Source organism: Streptomyces sp. NPDC035033, from assembly GCF_040636735.1.
In the GTDB taxonomy this organism is placed as follows: Bacteria; Actinomycetota; Actinomycetes; order Streptomycetales; family Streptomycetaceae; genus Streptomyces.
In genome coordinates, this window is the sequence record NZ_JBEZUZ010000126.1 from 1 (window position 1) to 17,020 (window position 17,020).

Annotated in this window: 17 protein-coding genes; 11 read left to right on the forward strand and 6 right to left on the reverse strand. The window is 74.1% G+C overall.

Going from position 1 to position 17,020, the window contains the following annotated elements:
• The 3 genes from AB0E83_RS32315 to AB0E83_RS32325 all read right to left on the reverse strand — a co-directional run.
• The coding region (locus AB0E83_RS32315) for an ABC transporter permease (protein ID WP_362119845.1) at positions 1 to 712 on the reverse strand (712 nt) is incomplete at its 3' end.
• Positions 709 to 1,662, reverse strand: coding sequence for an ATP-binding cassette domain-containing protein (locus AB0E83_RS32320; RefSeq protein ID WP_362119847.1), 954 nt, complete (start codon positions 1,660 to 1,662; stop codon positions 709 to 711). The genes AB0E83_RS32315 and AB0E83_RS32320, both read right to left, overlap by 4 nt.
• 41 nt (positions 1,663 to 1,703) lie before the next feature.
• Entirely contained in the window at positions 1,704 to 2,375 is a 672-nt protein-coding gene (locus tag AB0E83_RS32325) for a DUF4097 family beta strand repeat-containing protein (RefSeq protein WP_362119849.1), read from the reverse strand.
• A gap of 247 nt (positions 2,376 to 2,622) precedes the next feature.
• Here AB0E83_RS32325 and AB0E83_RS32330 point away from each other — a divergent pair, with 247 nt between their 5' ends.
• The 4 genes from AB0E83_RS32330 (at position 2,623) to AB0E83_RS32345 (ending at position 8,355) form a co-directional block, all read left to right on the forward strand.
• Positions 2,623 to 3,357 (forward strand): helix-turn-helix domain-containing protein, encoded by a 735-nt coding sequence (locus tag AB0E83_RS32330; RefSeq protein ID WP_362119851.1) that lies wholly within the window; start codon positions 2,623 to 2,625, stop codon positions 3,355 to 3,357.
• A gap of 93 nt (positions 3,358 to 3,450) precedes the next feature.
• Complete coding sequence (locus AB0E83_RS32335) at positions 3,451 to 5,619, forward strand: acyl-CoA dehydrogenase (protein WP_362119853.1); 2,169 nt, start codon at positions 3,451 to 3,453, stop codon at positions 5,617 to 5,619.
• Positions 5,620 to 5,630: 11 nt separating this feature from the next.
• Entirely contained in the window at positions 5,631 to 6,833 is a 1,203-nt protein-coding gene (locus AB0E83_RS32340; protein ID WP_362119855.1) for a lipid-transfer protein, read from the forward strand.
• A gap of 49 nt (positions 6,834 to 6,882) precedes the next feature.
• On the forward strand, positions 6,883 to 8,355 hold the full coding sequence (locus AB0E83_RS32345; protein ID WP_362119857.1) for an MFS transporter: 1,473 nt from the start codon (positions 6,883 to 6,885) through the stop codon (positions 8,353 to 8,355).
• 24 nt (positions 8,356 to 8,379) lie between these two features.
• On the opposite strand, the gene AB0E83_RS32350 is transcribed toward AB0E83_RS32345, so the two are convergent.
• Positions 8,380 to 9,012: a response regulator transcription factor gene (locus tag AB0E83_RS32350; RefSeq protein WP_362119874.1), complete on the reverse strand. Its 633-nt coding sequence runs from the start codon at positions 9,010 to 9,012 to the stop codon at positions 8,380 to 8,382.
• Positions 9,013 to 9,305: 293 nt separating this feature from the next.
• Here AB0E83_RS32350 and AB0E83_RS32355 point away from each other — a divergent pair, with 293 nt between their 5' ends.
• The 3 genes from AB0E83_RS32355 to AB0E83_RS32365 are packed head-to-tail and all read left to right on the forward strand — an operon-like array spanning position 9,306 to position 12,231.
• The gene (locus tag AB0E83_RS32355) at positions 9,306 to 10,160 is read left to right on the forward strand and encodes a MaoC/PaaZ C-terminal domain-containing protein (protein ID WP_362119859.1); all 855 of its coding nucleotides are present in this window, start codon (positions 9,306 to 9,308) and stop codon (positions 10,158 to 10,160) included.
• A gap of 25 nt (positions 10,161 to 10,185) precedes the next feature.
• Complete coding sequence (locus tag AB0E83_RS32360) at positions 10,186 to 11,262, forward strand: Zn-dependent alcohol dehydrogenase (RefSeq protein WP_362119860.1); 1,077 nt, start codon at positions 10,186 to 10,188, stop codon at positions 11,260 to 11,262.
• A gap of 24 nt (positions 11,263 to 11,286) precedes the next feature.
• Entirely contained in the window at positions 11,287 to 12,231 is a 945-nt protein-coding gene (locus tag AB0E83_RS32365) for a 3-oxoacyl-ACP reductase (RefSeq protein WP_362119862.1), read from the forward strand.
• Positions 12,232 to 12,315: 84 nt separating this feature from the next.
• Here AB0E83_RS32365 and AB0E83_RS32370 read toward each other — a convergent pair whose 3' ends face one another.
• Positions 12,316 to 12,453 (reverse strand): hypothetical protein, encoded by a 138-nt coding sequence (locus AB0E83_RS32370; RefSeq protein ID WP_362119864.1) that lies wholly within the window; start codon positions 12,451 to 12,453, stop codon positions 12,316 to 12,318.
• A gap of 53 nt (positions 12,454 to 12,506) precedes the next feature.
• The gene (locus tag AB0E83_RS32375; protein ID WP_362119866.1) at positions 12,507 to 13,715 is read right to left on the reverse strand and encodes a hypothetical protein; all 1,209 of its coding nucleotides are present in this window, start codon (positions 13,713 to 13,715) and stop codon (positions 12,507 to 12,509) included.
• Positions 13,716 to 13,956: 241 nt separating this feature from the next.
• Here AB0E83_RS32375 and AB0E83_RS32380 point away from each other — a divergent pair, with 241 nt between their 5' ends.
• From AB0E83_RS32380 to AB0E83_RS32395, 4 genes are all read left to right on the forward strand, one after another.
• Complete coding sequence (locus AB0E83_RS32380; protein ID WP_362119868.1) at positions 13,957 to 14,991, forward strand: iron-siderophore ABC transporter substrate-binding protein; 1,035 nt, start codon at positions 13,957 to 13,959, stop codon at positions 14,989 to 14,991.
• A 60-nt stretch (positions 14,992 to 15,051) separates the two neighbouring features.
• Positions 15,052 to 15,870, forward strand: a complete 819-nt coding sequence (locus tag AB0E83_RS32385; protein WP_362119870.1) for a Nif3-like dinuclear metal center hexameric protein — start codon at positions 15,052 to 15,054, stop codon at positions 15,868 to 15,870.
• The gene (locus tag AB0E83_RS32390) at positions 15,867 to 16,610 is read left to right on the forward strand and encodes a C4-type zinc ribbon domain-containing protein (protein WP_362119876.1); all 744 of its coding nucleotides are present in this window, start codon (positions 15,867 to 15,869) and stop codon (positions 16,608 to 16,610) included. Before AB0E83_RS32385 ends, AB0E83_RS32390 begins: the two co-directional genes overlap by 4 nt.
• On the forward strand, positions 16,610 to 17,020 hold a 411-nt coding region (locus AB0E83_RS32395; RefSeq protein ID WP_362119872.1), incomplete at its 3' end, for a reverse transcriptase-like protein. The genes AB0E83_RS32390 and AB0E83_RS32395, both read left to right, overlap by 1 nt.

Sequence of the window (17,020 nt, forward strand, 5' to 3'; positions counted from 1 at the left end):
CGGCGAGCCAGCCGTTGTGGCCGATCCCGGTGCCGAGGAGGAGGCCGCGGAGGGTCTCGATGGCGGGGGTGAAGGGCTGGTACTCGGCGATCGGCTGGAACCAGCCCGGCATCTGCGCGACCGGGACGAAGGCGCTGGAGATCAGCGGCAGGAAGATCAGCGGCAGCGCGTTGTTGGACGCGGCCTCCGCGTTGGGGGAGACCAGGCCCATGCCGACCGCGATCCAGGTGAGCGCCGTGGCGAACAGCACCAGCAGGCCGAAGGCGGCCAGCCACTCCAGGGCCGTGGCGTCCGTGGAGCGGAAGCCGATCGCCACGCCCACCGCGCCGACGAGGACGACGCTCGCCACCGACTGGAGGACGCTTCCGACGACGTGTCCGACGAGGACCGACGGGCGGTGGATCGCCATGGTGCGGAAGCGGGCGATGATGCCCTCGCTCATGTCGTTCGAGACGGAGACCGCCGTGCCGATCACGGTGGAGCCGATCGTCATGAGCAGCAGGCCCGGCACGAGGTAGGCGACGTACGCGGAGCGGTCCGCGCCGCCCATGCCGGCGCTCATCACGTCGCCGAAGACGTACACGAAGAGCAGGAGCAGCATCACCGGCGTGAGCAGCAGGTTCAGGGTGAGGGAGGGGTAGCGCCGGGCGTGCAGGAGGTTGCGGCGGAGCATCGTGGACGAGTCGCGGACGGCGAGGGACAGGGTGCTCATCGGGCGGTCTCCTTCGGCTGGGCGGGGACGGTGGTGGCGGTGAGGGCGAAGAAGACGTCGTCGAGGTCCGGGGTGTGGACGGTGAGTTCCTCCGCCTCGATGCCGGCCGTGTCGAGCCGGTCGAGCAGGGCCCGGAGCGCCCGCTGGCTGCCGTCGTTCGCGATCTGGAGGGTCAGGGCCTCGTCGTCCCCCGTCGCCTCGCGCAGCGCGTCGGAGGCGCTGCGATAGGCGTCGGGGCCGGTGAAGCGGAGGCGGACGTGGCCGCCGGGGATCTGGCGTTTGAGCTGGTCGGGGGTGCCTTCGGCGACGATGCGGCCGCCGTTGAGGACGGCGATGCGGTCGGCGAGTTGGTCGGCTTCTTCGAGGTACTGGGTGGTGAGGAAGACGGTGACGCCGTCGGCGACGAGTGCGCGGATGATCTGCCACATGGTGTGGCGGGAGCGGGGGTCGAGGCCGGTGGTGGGTTCGTCGAGGAAGATGATCCTGGGGTCGCCGACGAGGGTCATGGCGATGTCGAGGCGGCGCTTCATGCCGCCGGAGTAGGTGGAGGCGGGCTTCTTCGCGGCGTCCAGGAGGTCGAAGCGGGCGAGGAGTTCGGCGGTGACCCTGCGTCCCTCGGCCTTGGGCAGGTGGTGCAGGTCGGCCATGAGGAGCATGTTCTCCTCGCCGGTGATCAGGCCGTCGACGGCGGAGAACTGGCCGGTGACGCCGATCGCCGTGCGGACCTTGTGGGCGTCGGTGGCCAGGTCGTGGCCGGCGACGGACGCCTGCCCGGAGTCGGCGGAGACGAGTGTGGAGAGGATCTTCACGGCGGTCGTCTTGCCGGCGCCGTTCGGACCGAGCAGGGCGAAGACCGTGCCCTGGGCGACGGTCAGGTCGACTCCGTCGAGGACGACCTTGTCGCCGTACGACTTGCGCAGACCGTTCGCCGCGATCGCGGGGTGCGTCATGACGGGTGTGCTCCTCGTTCTCTGGAAGGCGGTGGGGGCGGTCAGTTGGCGTGGGCGGTGATGTCGCCGTACGACGTGGTGGCGCGGATGGTGAGGTCGGCGCCGGCGCCCTTGGCGTTCTGCAGGGTGTTGCTGATGCGGCCGTAGGAGGTGCCGGCGTCGAGGGTGGCGGCGGTGCCGCGGGCGGCGCCGACGGTGATGGAGCCGGACTGGGTGGCGAGGACGACGGTGCCGGTGGTGGCCTCGGCGATCCGCAGGTCGCCGCGGGCGGTGGTGAGTTCGGCGGAACCGTTCAGGCGGCCGATCGTGATGTCGCCGTCCTGGAGGGAGAGGCGGACGCGCGCGGCCTCGTCGAGCTTGACCGGGCCCTGCGCGGCCTCGCAGGTGACGTCGCCGAGCCGGCCGACGCCCCGCAGGTCGGCCGCGGCGGCCTTGGCCTCGACCGCGGAGCCGGCCGGGAGCTGGACGGTGACCTCGACGGCGCCGGCCGGGCCGAAGAGCTGGTTCTTGGCCTCGGGGGCCGTGATCCGCAGCACGCCGTCGGCGAAGGAGACCGCGATCTCCTCGGCGGCCTTCACGTCGCGGCCCTTGGAGGGGTTGGCGGGGCGGACCTCGACGGTGGCGTCGGCCCGGTCGGCGGCGATGAAGCGGAGGTGGCCGGCCGGGACGGTGACGACGGCGGCGATCGGGGCGGTGGTGGCGAAGCTCTGCATGGTGTCTGCTCCTGTGGAGTGGTGTCCGTCGGCGTTTCCGACATGAGAAAAGCTACGTTGCTTTCCAAGGTGTGGCAACAGGTTCGTTGCGATGGAATGGCATCAGTGCAGGTCAATGCAGATAATTCATTGCAATGAACGCTGGAGTGATGCAACGGCATATGCCTGGGCGTTGCAATGGAGAGGGAGTGAACGCTATGCTGGCGGCGTCACGGGGACACATCGGACGGATGAGAGGGAGAACGCGATGCCGGGAGGCAGGCTCACGCAGCAGGAGCGCCAGCAGATCGCGCTGGGACTGGCGGACGGACTCGCCTACGCGGAGATCGCCCGGCGCCTCGACCGCCCCACCTCCACCGTCACGCGCGAGGTGATGCGCAACGGCGGCCCCACCGCCTACCGCCCCGACCTGGCCCACCGCGCCACCGAGAACCGCGCCCGCCGGCGCCGGCCCGGCGGCGACGCCCGGCCGCCCGTGCGGACCGACGGGCGCGACGCGGCGGCCGTGCGCGACTACGAGGAGGCGTTCGCCACCGTCTTCATGCAGAGCGGCCTGCCCCGCATGACCGCCCGCGTCCTCGCCGCCCTCTACGCCACCGACGCCGGCAGCCTCACCGCCGGCGAACTCGCCGAACGGCTCCAGGTCAGCGCCGGTTCCGTCTCCAAGGCCATCGCCTTCCTGGAGAGCCAGAGCCTCATCCGCCGCGAGCGCGACGACCGGCGCCGCGAGCGGTACATCGTCGACGACGAGCTCTGGTACCAGTCGATGATCGCCGCCGCCAAGGCCAACGAGCAGATGGTCGAGATCGCCCGCCAGGGCGTCGCCGTCCTCGGCCCCGGCACCCCGGCCGCCGCCCGTCTGGAGAACGTCGCCCGCTTCATGGACTTCGTCGGCGAGGGCATCGTCCGCGCCGCCGAACAGGCCCGGGAGATCCTGCTGACGAAGCCCGAGGCGCCGGAGGGCGTGCCGAACGGGGAGTGAGCGCGCGCCGCGGCGCCGGGGATCCGGACCTCACCTGACCTTCCGTCAGATCCGGCCTTCCGTCGGAATGGAACGTGTTCTACTCTGCGCGCCATGGGCATCGCCATCACGCACGAACAGCGGGACCTCGCCCGGTCCGTCCGCGCCTGGCTCACCCGCGCCGCGCCCCCCGAGGAGATCCGCCGGTGGCTCGACGCGCCCGAGCCGCCCGGCGGCCGGCCCGACCACTGGGACGCCGCCGCCGCGCAGGGCCTCCTCGGGATCCACGTACCCGAGGAGCACGGCGGCGGGGGCGGCGGCCTCGACGACCTCGCCGTCGTCGTCGAGGAGACCGCCCGCGCCCTCCTCCCCGGCCCCTACCTGCCGTCCGTCCTCGCCACCGAACTCCTCCACCGGGCAGGGGCGTCCGCGCTCCTCGCCGACCTCGCCGAAGGCCGCCGGACCGGCGCCGTCGCCCTCGGCGGACCCGGCACCCTCACCGCCGTACGGACCGGCACCGGGTACCTCCTCGACGGCACCGCCCCGCCCGTCCTCGGCGCCGCCCAGGCCGACCTGCTCCTCCTCCGGGCCGCCACCGGCGACGGCACCGTCTGGCTCGCCGTCGACGCGCCCGCCCCCGGCCTCACCGTCCGGGCACACGCCTGTGCCGACCCCACCCGGCCCACCGCCGAGGTCACCGCCGCCGCCCTCCCCGTGCCCGCCGACCGGCTCCTCGCCCTCGACCCCGGGCTCGTCCACGACCTCGCCGCCGTCCTCTTCGCCGCCGACGCCTGCGGCACCGCGGCCCGCGCCGTCGAGACCGCCGCCGCGCACGCCCGCACCCGCGAGCAGTTCGGCCGGCCCATCGGACGGTTCCAGGGCGTCAAACACCTCTGCGCCGACATGCTGCTCCGGCTCGAACAGGCCCGCGCCCTCACCTGGGACGCCGCCCGCGCCACCCACGACCCCGCCCGGCCCCTCGTCGCCGCCCTCGCCGCCGCCACCGCCCTCGACGCCGCCCACAGCTGCGCCAAGGACTGCGTCCAGATCCTCGGCGGCATCGGCTTCACCTGGGAGCACGACGCCCACCTCCTGCTCCGCCGCGCCCTCGTCGCCCGCCAGCTCCTCGGCACCGGCGACCGGTTCCGGCTCGACGCCCTCCGACACGCCGCCACCGGCCTGCGCCGCGGCCTCCGCCTCGACCTGCCGGCCGCCGCCGAGCCGTACCGCGCCGCCGCCCGCGCGGCCGTCGCCCCCGCCGCCGGACTCGACCCCGCCGCCGCCCGCCGCGCCCTCGCCCCCACCGGTCACGCCGCCCCGCACCTCCCGGAGCCGTACGGCCTCGGCGCGGGCCCCCTCCAGCAGCTCGCCGTCCAGCGCGCCCTCGACGACGCCGGCATCACCCTCCCCGGACTCGGCATCGCCACCTGGGTCGTCCCCTCCCTCCTCGCCCACGGCAGCCCCGCCCAGCGGGAACGCCACCTCGGCCCCACCCTCCGCGGCGACCAGCGCTGGTGCCAGCTCTTCTCCGAGCCCGACGCCGGCTCCGACCTCGCCTCCCTGCGCACCCGCGCCGAACGCACCGGGGACGGCCGCTGGCGGATCACCGGACAGAAGGTGTGGACGAGCGCCGCCCGCACGGCCGACTTCGGCATCCTGCTCGCCCGCACCGACCCCGCCGCCCCCAAGCACCGGGGGCTCACGTACTTCCTCGTCGACATGCGGAACACCCCCGGCATCGACATCCGGCCCCTGAAGGAGATCACCGGCGACTCCCTCTTCAACGAGGTCTGGTTCGACGGCGCCCTCCTCCCCGCCGACGCCGTCGTCGGCGAGGTGAACGACGGCTGGCGGGTCGCCCGCACCACCCTCGGCAACGAACGCGTCCACATGGCCGACCAGGTCGTCTTCGACACCGGCCTCGAAGCGCTCATCAAGGCCGCCGCCGAGGCCGACGGCTCCGTACGGGCCCGCACCGGTGGCCTCCTCGCCGAGGCCCACGCCCTCGCCTGCATCGGCCTGCGCACCACCCTCCGCCAGGTCTCCGGCCTCGAACCCGGCGCCGGCGCCAGCGTCCGCAAGCTCGTCCAGACCCTCCACCAGCAGAAGACCGCCGAACTCGCCCTCGAACTCCTCGGCCCCGACGGCGCCGTGCGCGAGGGCCCCGGCGCGGCGGCCGTCCACGGGTACCTCATGTCCCGCTGCCTGACCATCGCCGGAGGCACCACCCAGGTCCAGCTCAACGTCGTCGCCGAGCGGCTGCTCGGCCTCCCCAGGGACTGAGAGGGCACGCCATGCAGCACGCCGGTAAGTCGTACATCGTCGGGGTCGGCATGACGAAGTTCGAGAAGCCCGAGACCCGCGACTGGCAGTACTGGGACATGGCCCGCGAGGCCGGCACCGCCGCCCTCGCCGACGCCGGCGTCCGCTACGAGCAGGTCGAACAGGCCGCCGTCGGCCACTGCTTCCAGGCCTCCACCGCCGGCCAGCGGGCCGTCTACGAACTCGGCCTCACCGGCCTGCCCGTCTACAACCTCAACAACAACTGCGCCACCGGCGCCACCGCCCTCATGACCGCCCGCCAGTTCGTCGAGGGCGGCGTCGCCGACTGCGTCCTCGCCCTCGGCTTCGAGAAGATGAACAGGGGCTCCCTGGGCGGCGGTTCCGGTGCGGGGGACTTCGCGACCTCACCCGTCGCCCGGCACTACGGCATCATGGCCGCCGCCCACGGCTTCGAGGCGTCCCCGCCCACCGCGCAGATCTTCGGCAACGCCGCCCGCGAGCACATGGAGCGGTACGGCACCACCGAGGCGCAGCTCGCCGCCGTCGCCGCCAAGAACCACCTCCACTCCTCCCGCAACCCCCGCGCCCAGTTCCAGGACGTGTACACCGTCGACGAGGTCCTCGCCGCGAAGACCGTCCACCGGCCCCTCACCAGGCTCCAGTGCTCGCCCACCTCCGACGGCGCCGCCGCCGCCCTCGTCGTCTCCGCGCGCTTCGTCGCCGCCCACGGCCTGGAGGACCGGGCCGTGGAGATCGCCGGACAGGCCATGACCACCGACACCGGCGAGTCCTTCGCCTCCGGCTCCTGCGTCGACGCCGTCGGCCGCCCCATGTCCCGGGAGGCCGCCCGGCAGGCGTACGAGCGCTCCGGACTCGGCATCGAGGACGTCGACGTCGTCGAACTCCACGACTGCTTCTCCATCAACGAACTCCTCACCTACGAGGCCCTCGGCATGTGCGAGGAGGGCGCCTCCGGGAAACTCGTCGAGTCCGGCGCCACCACCTACGGCGGCCGGTGGGTCGTCAACCCCTCCGGCGGCCTCATCTCCAAGGGCCACCCCCTCGGCGCCACCGGCCTCGCCCAGGCCGCCGAACTCGTCTGGCAGCTCCGCGGCGAGGCCGCCGACCGCCAGGTGCCCGGCGCCCGCGTCGGCCTCGCCCACAACATCGGCCTCGGCGGCGCGGCCGTCGTGACCCTCCTCCGCAGGTCCTAGGCCTTCTCGCTCATGTACGGGGCGGAGCCGGTCTGCGACCATGACATCCATGCCGCAGACCGACTCCGCCGCCGAAGGCACCACGACCCGCCCGTCCATATCCGCCTCCCGCCCCTGGCTCGTCGTCCTCGTCGCCTGCGCGGGCCAGTTCCTCGTCGTCCTCGACGTGTCGGTCATGAACGTGGCCCTGCCCTCCCTCAAGGCCGACCTCGGGCTCTCCGCCCTCGGCCTCCAGTGGGTGATCAACGCCTACTCGATCGCCTTCGCCGGCTTCATGCTGCTCGGCGGCAGGGCGGCCGACCTGTACGGGCGGAAGACCATGTTCCTGGCCGGTCTCGGGCTCTTCACCGCCGCCTCGGTCGTCGGCGGCGTCGCCCCCGAGGGCGGCTGGCTCATCGCCGCGCGGGCCGCGCAGGGCCTGGGCGCGGCGGCGCTCTCCCCGGCCACCCTCACCCTCGTCACCTCCGCCGTCCCCGCCGGTGCCGCCCGCACCCGGGCCATCGGCACCTGGACGGCGGTCGGCGCGGCCGGCGGCGCCGCGGGCGGCTTCGTCGGCGGCCTCCTCGTCGACCTGCTGAACTGGCGGTGGGTCCTCCTCGTCAACGTCCCCGTCGGCGTCCTCGTCCTCGCCGCCGCCGCGCTCCGGCTCCGCGAGGGCCGCACCGCCACCGGCCGCCGCCCGGACCTGCCCGGCGCCGTCCTCGTCACCGCCGGCCTCGCCACCCTCGCGTACGGCATCGTCCAGACCGAGGCGGCCGGCTGGACCTCCGCCGCGACCCTGCTGCCGCTCCTCGGCGGCCTCGCCCTCCTCGCCGTCTTCGTCGCCGTCGAGCGGCGCGCGAAGGAACCCCTCGTCCCCCTCGGCATCTTCCGCAACCGGGCCGTGTCCGCCGCCAACACCGGGATCATGCTCTGCGGCGCCAGCTCCTTCGCCATGTGGTTCTTCATGACGGTGTACGCGCAGAACGTCCTCGGCTACACCCCCCTCCAGGCCGGCCTCGCCCTCGTCCCCAGCTCCCTCGCCGTCCTCGTCGGCTCCAAGGCCGCGCCCCGCCTGATGGCCGTCACCGGCGCCCGCGCCCTCGCGATCACGGGCATCCTCGTCGCCGCCGCGGGCTTCGCCTGGCAGTCCGCCCTGACCGCCGACGGCACCTTCCTCACCACCATCCTCGGCCCCGGCCTCCTCATGATGGGCGGCATCGGCCTCGCCACCACCCCGCTCGCCACCCTCGCCACCTCCGGCGCCGCCCCCGGCGACGCGGGCCTCGTCTCCGGCCTCGTCAACACCTCCCGCACGATGGGCGGCGCCCTCGGCCTCGCCGTCCTGACCACGGTGGCGGCCGCGGCCTCCTTCTCCGCGGGCCCGGACTTCGCCGCCTCCGGCACCCCGGACCCCTCCTCCCTGGTCCCCGGCTACGCCATGGCCTTCCGCGTCTCGGCCGGCGTCCTCCTCACCGCCGCCGCCCTGATGGCCGTCTGGCTGCCCCGCCCCGTCCACCGAACGGCGCGGAAGACCGCGTAGCCGTCACCGTCCGGTGGACGCGGTTCAGAGCCAGCCCTGCCGCCGGGCCGCCCGTGCCGCCTCCGTCCGGTTCCGCGTCCCGGTCTTGCCGACGGCGGACGCCAGGAGGTCCCGCACCGTCGGCTCCGACAGGCGCAGGCGCCCCGCGACGTCCGCGACCGCCGCCCCGTCCGCCGCCGCGGCGAGGGCCTCCCGCTCACGGGCCGTCAGCGGGTTCGGCCCCGCGTCGGGCGCGGCCGCCGCGAGCGCCGGATCGATGACGGTCTCGCCCCGCAGCACCGCCCGGATCGCCTCCGCCAGCTCCTCCACCGGCCCGTCCTTCACCAGGAACCCGGCCGCCCCCGCTTCCGTCGCCCGCCGCAGGTACCCGGGCCGGCCGGAGGTCGTCAGGATCAGCACCCGGCAGTCCGGCACCTCGTCCCGCAGCTCCGCCGCCGCGTCCAGCCCCGACCGCCCCGGCAGCTCGACGTCGAGCAGCGCCACGTCGGGCCGCGCCACCAGCGCCCGCTCCACGACCTCGTCCCCCCGCCCGACCCGGGCGACGACCTCGATGTCCGGCTCCATCCCGAGCAGCAGCGCGAGCGCCCCGCGCCCCGCCCCCCGGTCCTCGGCGATGAGCACCCGGACGGACTTCGACGGCCGGTGGTCCCGCGGCATCTCGTTCACCCTCCGAAGCCTAGGGGTGACACCGCGTCCGCGCCGGGCGCCACGGGCGCGGCCGTGCCGCGTGTCCGGGGCCTCGCCCGGAAGGTGTTTCTGACGTACCGTCAGGAGAGTCGCGTGCGAGGGTTCCCAACGCCCCGGCCCTCCGCTATACATGGTGCACCGAACTGGAACGCGTTCTACACCGGCGCGTACGGGACGGTTCCCGCACGGCCTCGGCGTGACCGACGGTGCGGACGGTCGCGCCGAGGTCTTCCACCCCGAGGCCTCCAAGGAGCAGCAGGTCGATGCCCATTGACGCCGCCAAGGCCCTCGCCGCCGAACCCCGCAGCGCCGAGATCGCCTGGGACCACAAGGACGTGCAGCTCTACCACCTCGGCATCGGCGCGGGCCGCCCGGCCACCGACCCGGCCGAGCTGCGCTACACCCTCGAATCCCGGCTCCACGTGCTGCCCAGCTTCGCCACCGTCGCCGGCGCCGGCATGGGGGTCGTCGGCGGACTGTCCGCCCCCGGCATCGACATCGACCTCGCCGCCGTCCTCCACGGCGGCCAGTCGATCACCCTCCACCGCCCGCTGCCCACCGGCGGCCGCGCGGTCTCCACCTCCCGCGTCGCCGCCGTGTACGACAAGGGCAAGGCAGCCGTCCTCGTGCTGCGCTCCGAGGCCGTCGACGACGACGGCCCGCTGTGGACCTCCGACGCCCAGATCTTCGTCCGCGGCGAGGGCGGCTGGGGCGGCGACCGCGGCCCCTCCGAGCGCCTGGAGGTGCCCGCCCGCGAGCCGGACAAGACCGTCGAGCGCCCGATCCGCGAGGAACAGGCCCTCCTCTACCGGCTCTCCGGCGACTGGAACCCGCTCCACGCCGACCCCGAGTTCGCCGCCCTGGCCGGCTTCGACCGCCCGATCCTGCACGGCCTCTGCTCGTACGGCATGACCCTCAAGGCCGTCGTCGACTCCCTCCTCGGCGGCGACGTCACCCGCGTCCGCGCCTACCGCACCCGCTTCGCCGGGATCGTCTTCCCGGGCGAGACCCTGCGCGTCCGGATGTGGGCCGGCGAGGGCCGCGTCCAGGCGACCGTCACCGCCGTGGAACGCGACGACGCGCCCGTCCTCGCCGACACCCTCGTCGAACACTCCTGATCCGCCCGCTGATTGGAGCCGCACCATGCGCGCAGCCGTACTGCACGAGATCGGCCAGGACAAACTGGAGGTCCTCGACGACGTCGAGGCGGTGGGCTTCGGCCCGGGCAGGGTGCGGATTCGGGTGCGGGCCACCGGCCTGTGCCACTCGGACGTCTCCGCCATGAGCGGCGTCCTGCCGCAGCCCGCGCCGTTCGTCCCCGGCCACGAGGGCGCCGGCGAGATCCTCGACGTCGGCGACGGCGTCACCGGACTGACCCCGGGCCAGCGGGTGCTGCTCTGCTGGCTGCCCGCCTGCGGCACCTGCGCCGCCTGCCGACGCGGCCAGACCCAGCTCTGCCTGGCCGGCTTCATGAACGCCGGCACCCCCAACTTCAAGCGCCCCGGCGGGGACGTCTTCGGCTTCGCCGGCACCGGCACCTTCGCCGAGGAGGTCGTCGTCGACGCCGGCTGCGCCGTCCCCATCCCCGACGACGTGCCCTTCGACGTCGCCGCCCTCATCGGCTGCGGCGTCACCACCGGCCTCGGCGCCGCCATCAACACCGCCAAGGTGGAGGCCGGTTCCTCGGTCGCCGTCATCGGCTGCGGCGGCGTCGGCATCTCCGCGATCCAGGGGGCGAAGCTCCAGGGCGCCGCCCAGATCGTCGCCGTCGACCCCGTCGCGTCCCGCCGCGAGGCCGCGCTCCGCTTCGGCGCCACCGAGGCCGTCGCCCCCGAGGACCTCGCCGACGCCAAGCAGCGGATCACCGCCGGCGAGGGCTTCGACTACGTCTTCGAGGTCGTCGGCAAGTCCGCCACCGCCCGCACCGCGTACGAGACGACCCGGCGCGGCGGCACCCTGTGCGTGGTCGGCGCGGGCGCCCTCGACGACTTCCTCCAGCTCAACATGTTCGAGCTGTTCTTCGACGAGAAGCGGATCCTGCCCTCCATGTACGGCGGCGGCGACGTGCTCCGGTCGTACGAGCGGGCCATCGCGCTCTGGCGGGCCGGCCGCGTCGACCTGGAGTCGCTGATCACCCACCGGGTCCCGCTGGCCGGCGTCAACGAGGCCCTGGAGCAGATGCGGACCGGCGCGGCCCTCCGCACCTGCATCGAGATCTGAACCGTGATCCGGGAGGAGCCCGCCATGTCACTGCCTCTTGAGGGGCTGAGCGCGATCGTCACCGGCGCCGGGCGCGGACTCGGCCGCGCCGAGGCGCTCGAACTGGCCCGGCTCGGCGCCGCCGTCGTCGTCAACGACTACGGGCAGCCCGGCCGGGACGGCTCCGGGGAGGCGTCGGCCGCCCCCGCCGAGGAGGTGGCCGCCGAGATCACCGCCGCCGGCGGCCGGGCCGTCGCCCACCTCGGCGACGTCTCCGACTTCGAGACCGCGCGCGGCCTGGTCGACCTGGCCGTCGCCGAGTTCGGCAAGCTGGACGTCCTGGTCAACAACGCGGGCATCCTGCGCGACCGGATGATCTTCTCGATGGGCGAGGACGAGTGGGACCCGGTCATCCGCGTCCACCTCAAGGGCCACTTCAACACCACCCACTTCGCCGCCGTCCACTGGCGCGGCCGGGCCAAGGCGGGGGAGGCCGGCGTCTACGGCCGGATCGTCAACACCTCCTCCGAGGCGTTCCTCGCCGGCTCCGCCGGGCAGCCCAACTACGCGGCCGCCAAGGGCGGGATCGTCGGCCTGACCACCTCGACGGCGCTCGCGCTCGCCAAGTACGGGGTCACCGCCAACGCCATCTGCCCCCGCGCCCGCACCCGCATGACGGAGGACGTCTTCGCCGGCTTCGCCGAGCCGGCCGGCGAGGACGAGCTCGACCCGCTGTCGCCGGAGCACGTGGCCCCGCTCGTCGGCTACCTCGCCTCCCCGGCCGCGGCCCGGGTCAACGGACAGCTGCTCGTCGTCCACGGCGGGATGGTCGCGATCGTCGAACGGCCCCGGGTGGCGGCCAAGTTCGACACCGCCAAGGAGGTCTTCGGCTTCGAGGAGCTGGACGGGCTGCTCTCCCCGTACTTCGCGGAGCGCCCGCCGAACGAGACCTTCGCGGCGGCCGAGGTCCTGGGCCTGAAGAAGGGCTGAGCCCGGGGCGGAGGGGGACGGCGAAGGGCCCCGGGGAGCGGATCCCCGGGGCCCTTCACCACGCGCGTGCGACGGCGGACGGGCCTAACGCTCGTCCGCCTCGCGGCGGTGCCGGCCGTGCGGGGCGGAGGAGGACTCCTCCGCCGACGCGGCCGGGCCGCGGTGCCGTCCGGCGCCCGTGTGCGGCGACTCCTGCGTCGCCTCCGTGCTCTTCTCCGTCATGGTCGTGTTCACCCCGTTGACATGCTCGTGCTGTGTTTCGTGCGGCGGTGAGTCTAACCAGCGGGTTCACGGTCCGGACCGGCGGGTTTACGGTCCGTCAGAGGCGCCTGCTGGAGCGGCACCGGCCGGCACGCGCGCGGCCGCTCCCCGGCCCCGTCCGCCCCCGGCTCCGACCGCGTCCCCGCCTCCGGCTCCGCTTCCTTCCCCGCCTCCGGTCCGGGCTCCTCCGGCACCGTCAGGCCCGCCAGCGCGCACGGCAGCTCCTCCGTCGAGCACGGCAGCCGCAGGACGCCCTCCGGCGACCACGCCCCGGCCCCGGCCAGCCAGCCGGGCGGCGCCGCCACCTGGTGCATCCGCCGCCCCGAGGGCCGCCACAGGCCCACCCAGCTGCCCGCCGCCGCGTCGATCCGCAGCGCCACCCCGCAGCTCTCCGGCATCAGCACCTGCCCCGGCTGGATCGCGAAGGGCGTCACCGCCGCGTCGTCGAGCCGCAGGCACTCCGGGAACCGCACCGGCAGCAGGCTCCCCCACACGCCCCAGCCCAGCCGCTCGTGCCCCGGCGAGGGCGCGTCCGAGCGGATCAGGAGCAGCCCGCTGTCCGGGTCCGCGAGGAGCAGCCGGTCGTCGCTCGTCTCGGTGATCTGGAGCAGCGGCGACACCTCGCCGCCCCGCTCCAGGTCCACCGCGACCGCCTTCACCGGCCCGTCGCCGAGCCGCCGGTCCAGGGCCAGCATCCGCCCCGTACGGTCCAGCCAGACCCCGCCCCCGCAGTGGCCCGGGACCTCCGCGACCCGCTCCGGGCCGAAGGCCCCGCCCGCCACCAGCCAGAGGGTGGTGGACTCCGGGCCGGCGTACATCGCGTACGCGCAGATGCCGTCGGGGGAGGGCGGCAGCAGTTCGAGCCGCCCGGGGCCGGGGGCCTCCACCGCGCCGAGCCGCAGCTCGCCGGTGCCGGGGCCGGTCGGGTAGAGCAGCGAGAAGGTGTGGCGCCGTCCGTCCACCCGGCGGCACACCAGGACCCGGCCGTCGGCGAGCGGCAGCAGCTGCGTGCCGGCCTCCTCCGGCTGGTCGAGGGGGAGCGGCACGGCGTACGGCTCCGGGCCGTCGAGGGTCCACCGCTCCGCGTACAGGGCGTCCCCGGCGCCCGCGAGCCTGGCCGCGTACGCGCCGTTCGCCGTGATCGCGAGACCCGCCGGGGGGCGGACGGCCGTCCTCTCGTGGTCGCCGTCCTCGGCCGCGGTCTCGATGGCACACGCTGTCATCGACTCGTCACCTCCGGCGACGACGCTAGTTTTCGCACTTCCAGCCGAACAACACGAGCCCCCGCACTTCACACATAAGGGTGGCGGTCCGCATGTTCCGTTGAGGGGCGGGGGGCGGCTGTGCTGCCGGAGCAGCCGCCCTTGTAAGGTAAGGCGACCCTAAGCGGATTCTGTGACTCCGCCGTGGGCCGTCCCCCGTGCCGTCCCACCTCGACGTCCGCTCTCGAAGAGGAGCCCCCTGATGTCCCTCCGCCGCCGCGGCACCGCCGCCGCCGTCGCCCTCGCCGCCGCCCTCTCCCTCGCGGCCTGCGGAGGGGGCGACAACGCGTCCGACGCCTCCGCGAAGGAGGACACGGCGAAGAAGAAGGACGTCGCCACCGGCGGCAAGGACTTCGGCGACGCCGCCGCCAAGACCGCCGCCATGGGCACCGACGCCAAGCCGGGCCAGTTCCCCCGCACCCTCACCCACGCCATGGGCACCACCGAGGTCAAGGCCGCCCCCAAGCGGGTCGTCGTCCTCGACGTCGGCGAGCTCGACAACGTGGTCTCCCTCGGCGTCAAGCCCGTCGGCTACGCCCCCTCCGAGGGCGACGACGGCATCCCCGGCTACCTCGCCAAGGACGCCGGCGCCCCGAAGTCGGTCGGCACCATCAACAACCTCAACCTGGAGGCCATCGCCAACCTCCAGCCCGACCTCATCCTCGGCAGCCAGCTGCGCGCCGCCGACAAGTACGACGAGCTGTCGAAGATCGCGCCGACCGTCTTCTCCATCCGTCCGGGCTTCACCTGGAAGGAGAACTACCTCCTCAACGCCGCCGCGCTCGACAGGACCGCCGAGGCGAAGGAGAAGCTGGCCGCCTACGAGGCCAAGGCGAAGAAGCTGGGCGAGGACGTCGGCCCGAACAAGCCGACCGTCTCCATGGTCCGCTACCTCCCCGGCAAGATCCGCCTCTACGCGAAGGCCTCCTTCATCGGCACCATCCTCGAGGACGCTGGCCTGCCCCGCCCGAAGAACCAGCAGATCGACGAGCTCGCCGCCGAGATCAGCCCCGAGAAGATCGACCAGGCCGACGCCGACTGGATCTTCACCGGCGTCTACGGCGACGCCAAGGCCACCAAGAAGGACGCCGCCCAGGGCAACCCGCTCTGGAAGAACCTCAAGGCCGTCAAGGCCGGCCAGGCCAAGGACGTCCCGGACGAGACCTGGTACCTCGGCCTCGGCGTCACCGCCGCGAACAGCGTCCTCGACGACCTGCGCGCCGACCTGGTCAAGTAGGCGCCGGAGTTATCCACAGGCCACGACGGCGGGGCGCGGAGGGCAGGTAGCCTTTCCTCCGTGCCCCGTCTGTCTGAAGTCATCGCCGCGCTCGACGCCCTCTGGCCGCCCGAGCGGGCCGAGGCGTGGGACGCCGTCGGCACCGTCTGCGGCGATCCCGACGCCGAGGTCGGGCGCGTCCTCCTCGCCGTCGACCCCGTCCAGGAGATCGCGGACGAGGCCGTCGCCCTCGGCGCCGACCTGATCGTCACCCACCACCCGCTCTACCTGCGGGGGACGACGACGGTCGCGGCCGGCCACTTCAAGGGCCGTGTCGTGCACACGCTGATCAAGCACGACATCGCCCTGCACGTCGCCCACACCAACGCCGACACCGCCGACCCCGGCGTCTCCGACGCCCTCGCCGGCGCCCTCGGCCTGCGCGTCACCGGCCCGCTCGTCCCCGAGAACAACCTCGGCCGGATCTGCGAGCTCGACCACCCCGAGACCCTCGCCGAGTTCGCCGCCCGCGCCGCGGAGCGGCTGCCCGCCACCGCGCAGGGCATCCGGGTCGCCGGCGACCCCGCCATGACCGTCCGCCGCGTCGCCGTCAGCGGCGGCTCCGGCGACAGCCTCTTCGGCGCCGTGCGCGCCGCCGGGGTGGACGCCTTCCTCACCGCGGACCTGCGCCACCACCCCGTCTCCGAGGCCACCCAGCACTCCCCGCTGGGTCTCGTCGACGCCGCCCACTGGGCCACCGAATGGCCCTGGTGCGAGCAGGCCGCCGCCCAGCTCGACGAGATCTCCGACCGCCACGGCTGGGACCTCCGCGTCCACGTCTCGAAGACGGTCACCGACCCCTGGTCCTCCCACCACACCTCCCCTGGAGCCCCCAACTGAACGCCGCGCCCGCCGACCAGATCCGCCTCCTCGACGTCCAGGCCCTGGACGTCCGCCTCCAGCAGCTCGCCCACAAGCGCAGGGCGCTGCCCGAGCACGCGGAGATCGAGGCGCTGACCAAGGACCTCACCCAGCTGCGCGACCTGCTCGTCGCCGCGCAGACCGAGGAGGGCGACTGCGCCCGCGAGCAGACCAAGGCCGAGCAGGACGTCGACCAGGTCCGCCAGCGCGCCGCCCGCGACCAGCAGCGGCTCGACTCCGGCGCCGTCTCCTCCCCGAAGGACCTGGAGAACCTCCAGCGCGAGATCACCTCGCTCGCCAAGCGCCAGGGCGACCTGGAGGAGATCGTCCTGGAGGTGATGGAGCGCCGCGAGTCCGCCCAGGAGCGCGTCGCCGAGCTCACCGAGCGCGTCGCCGCCGTCCAGGCCAAGGTCGACGACGCCACCGCCCGCCGGGACACCGCCCAGGCCGGCCTCGACGAGGAGGCCGCCGGCGTCGCCAAGGAGCGCGAGGTCGTCGCCGGCTCCGTCCCCGCCGACCTGCTCAAGCTGTACGAGAAGCTGCGCGAGCAGCAGGGCGGCGTCGGCGCGGCCCGCCTCTACCAGCGCAAGTGCGAGGGCTGCCACATCGAGCTCAACATCACCGAGCTCAACGAGGTGCGGGCCGCCGCGAAGGACGCGGTCGTGCGCTGCGAGAACTGCCGCCGCATCCTCGTCCGCACGGCGGAGTCCGGCCTGTAATGCGCGAGCTCGTGGTCGAGGCGGACGGCGGCTCCCGGGGCAATCCGGGACCCGCCGGTTACGGTGCCGTCGTCCTCGACCCGGCCACGGGCGAGACCCTCGCGGAGGCCGCCGAGTACATCGGCGTCGCGACCAACAACGTCGCCGAGTACAAGGGCCTCATCGCGGGCCTCCGCGCCGCCCTGGAGCTGGCGCCCGACGCCACGGTCCGGGTCAGGATGGACTCCAAGCTCGTCGTCGAGCAGATGTCGGGCCGCTGGCGGATCAAGCACCCCGACATGAAGCCCCTGGCGGCGGAGGCGGCCCGGGCCTTCTGGCCTGACATTCAACGACAGAGCCTGGCCCCCTGTTTCGTCAAGGTCCATCCCCGCGGGCGCCGGAAGCAGCGGACTGCACATCGGACCTCGATG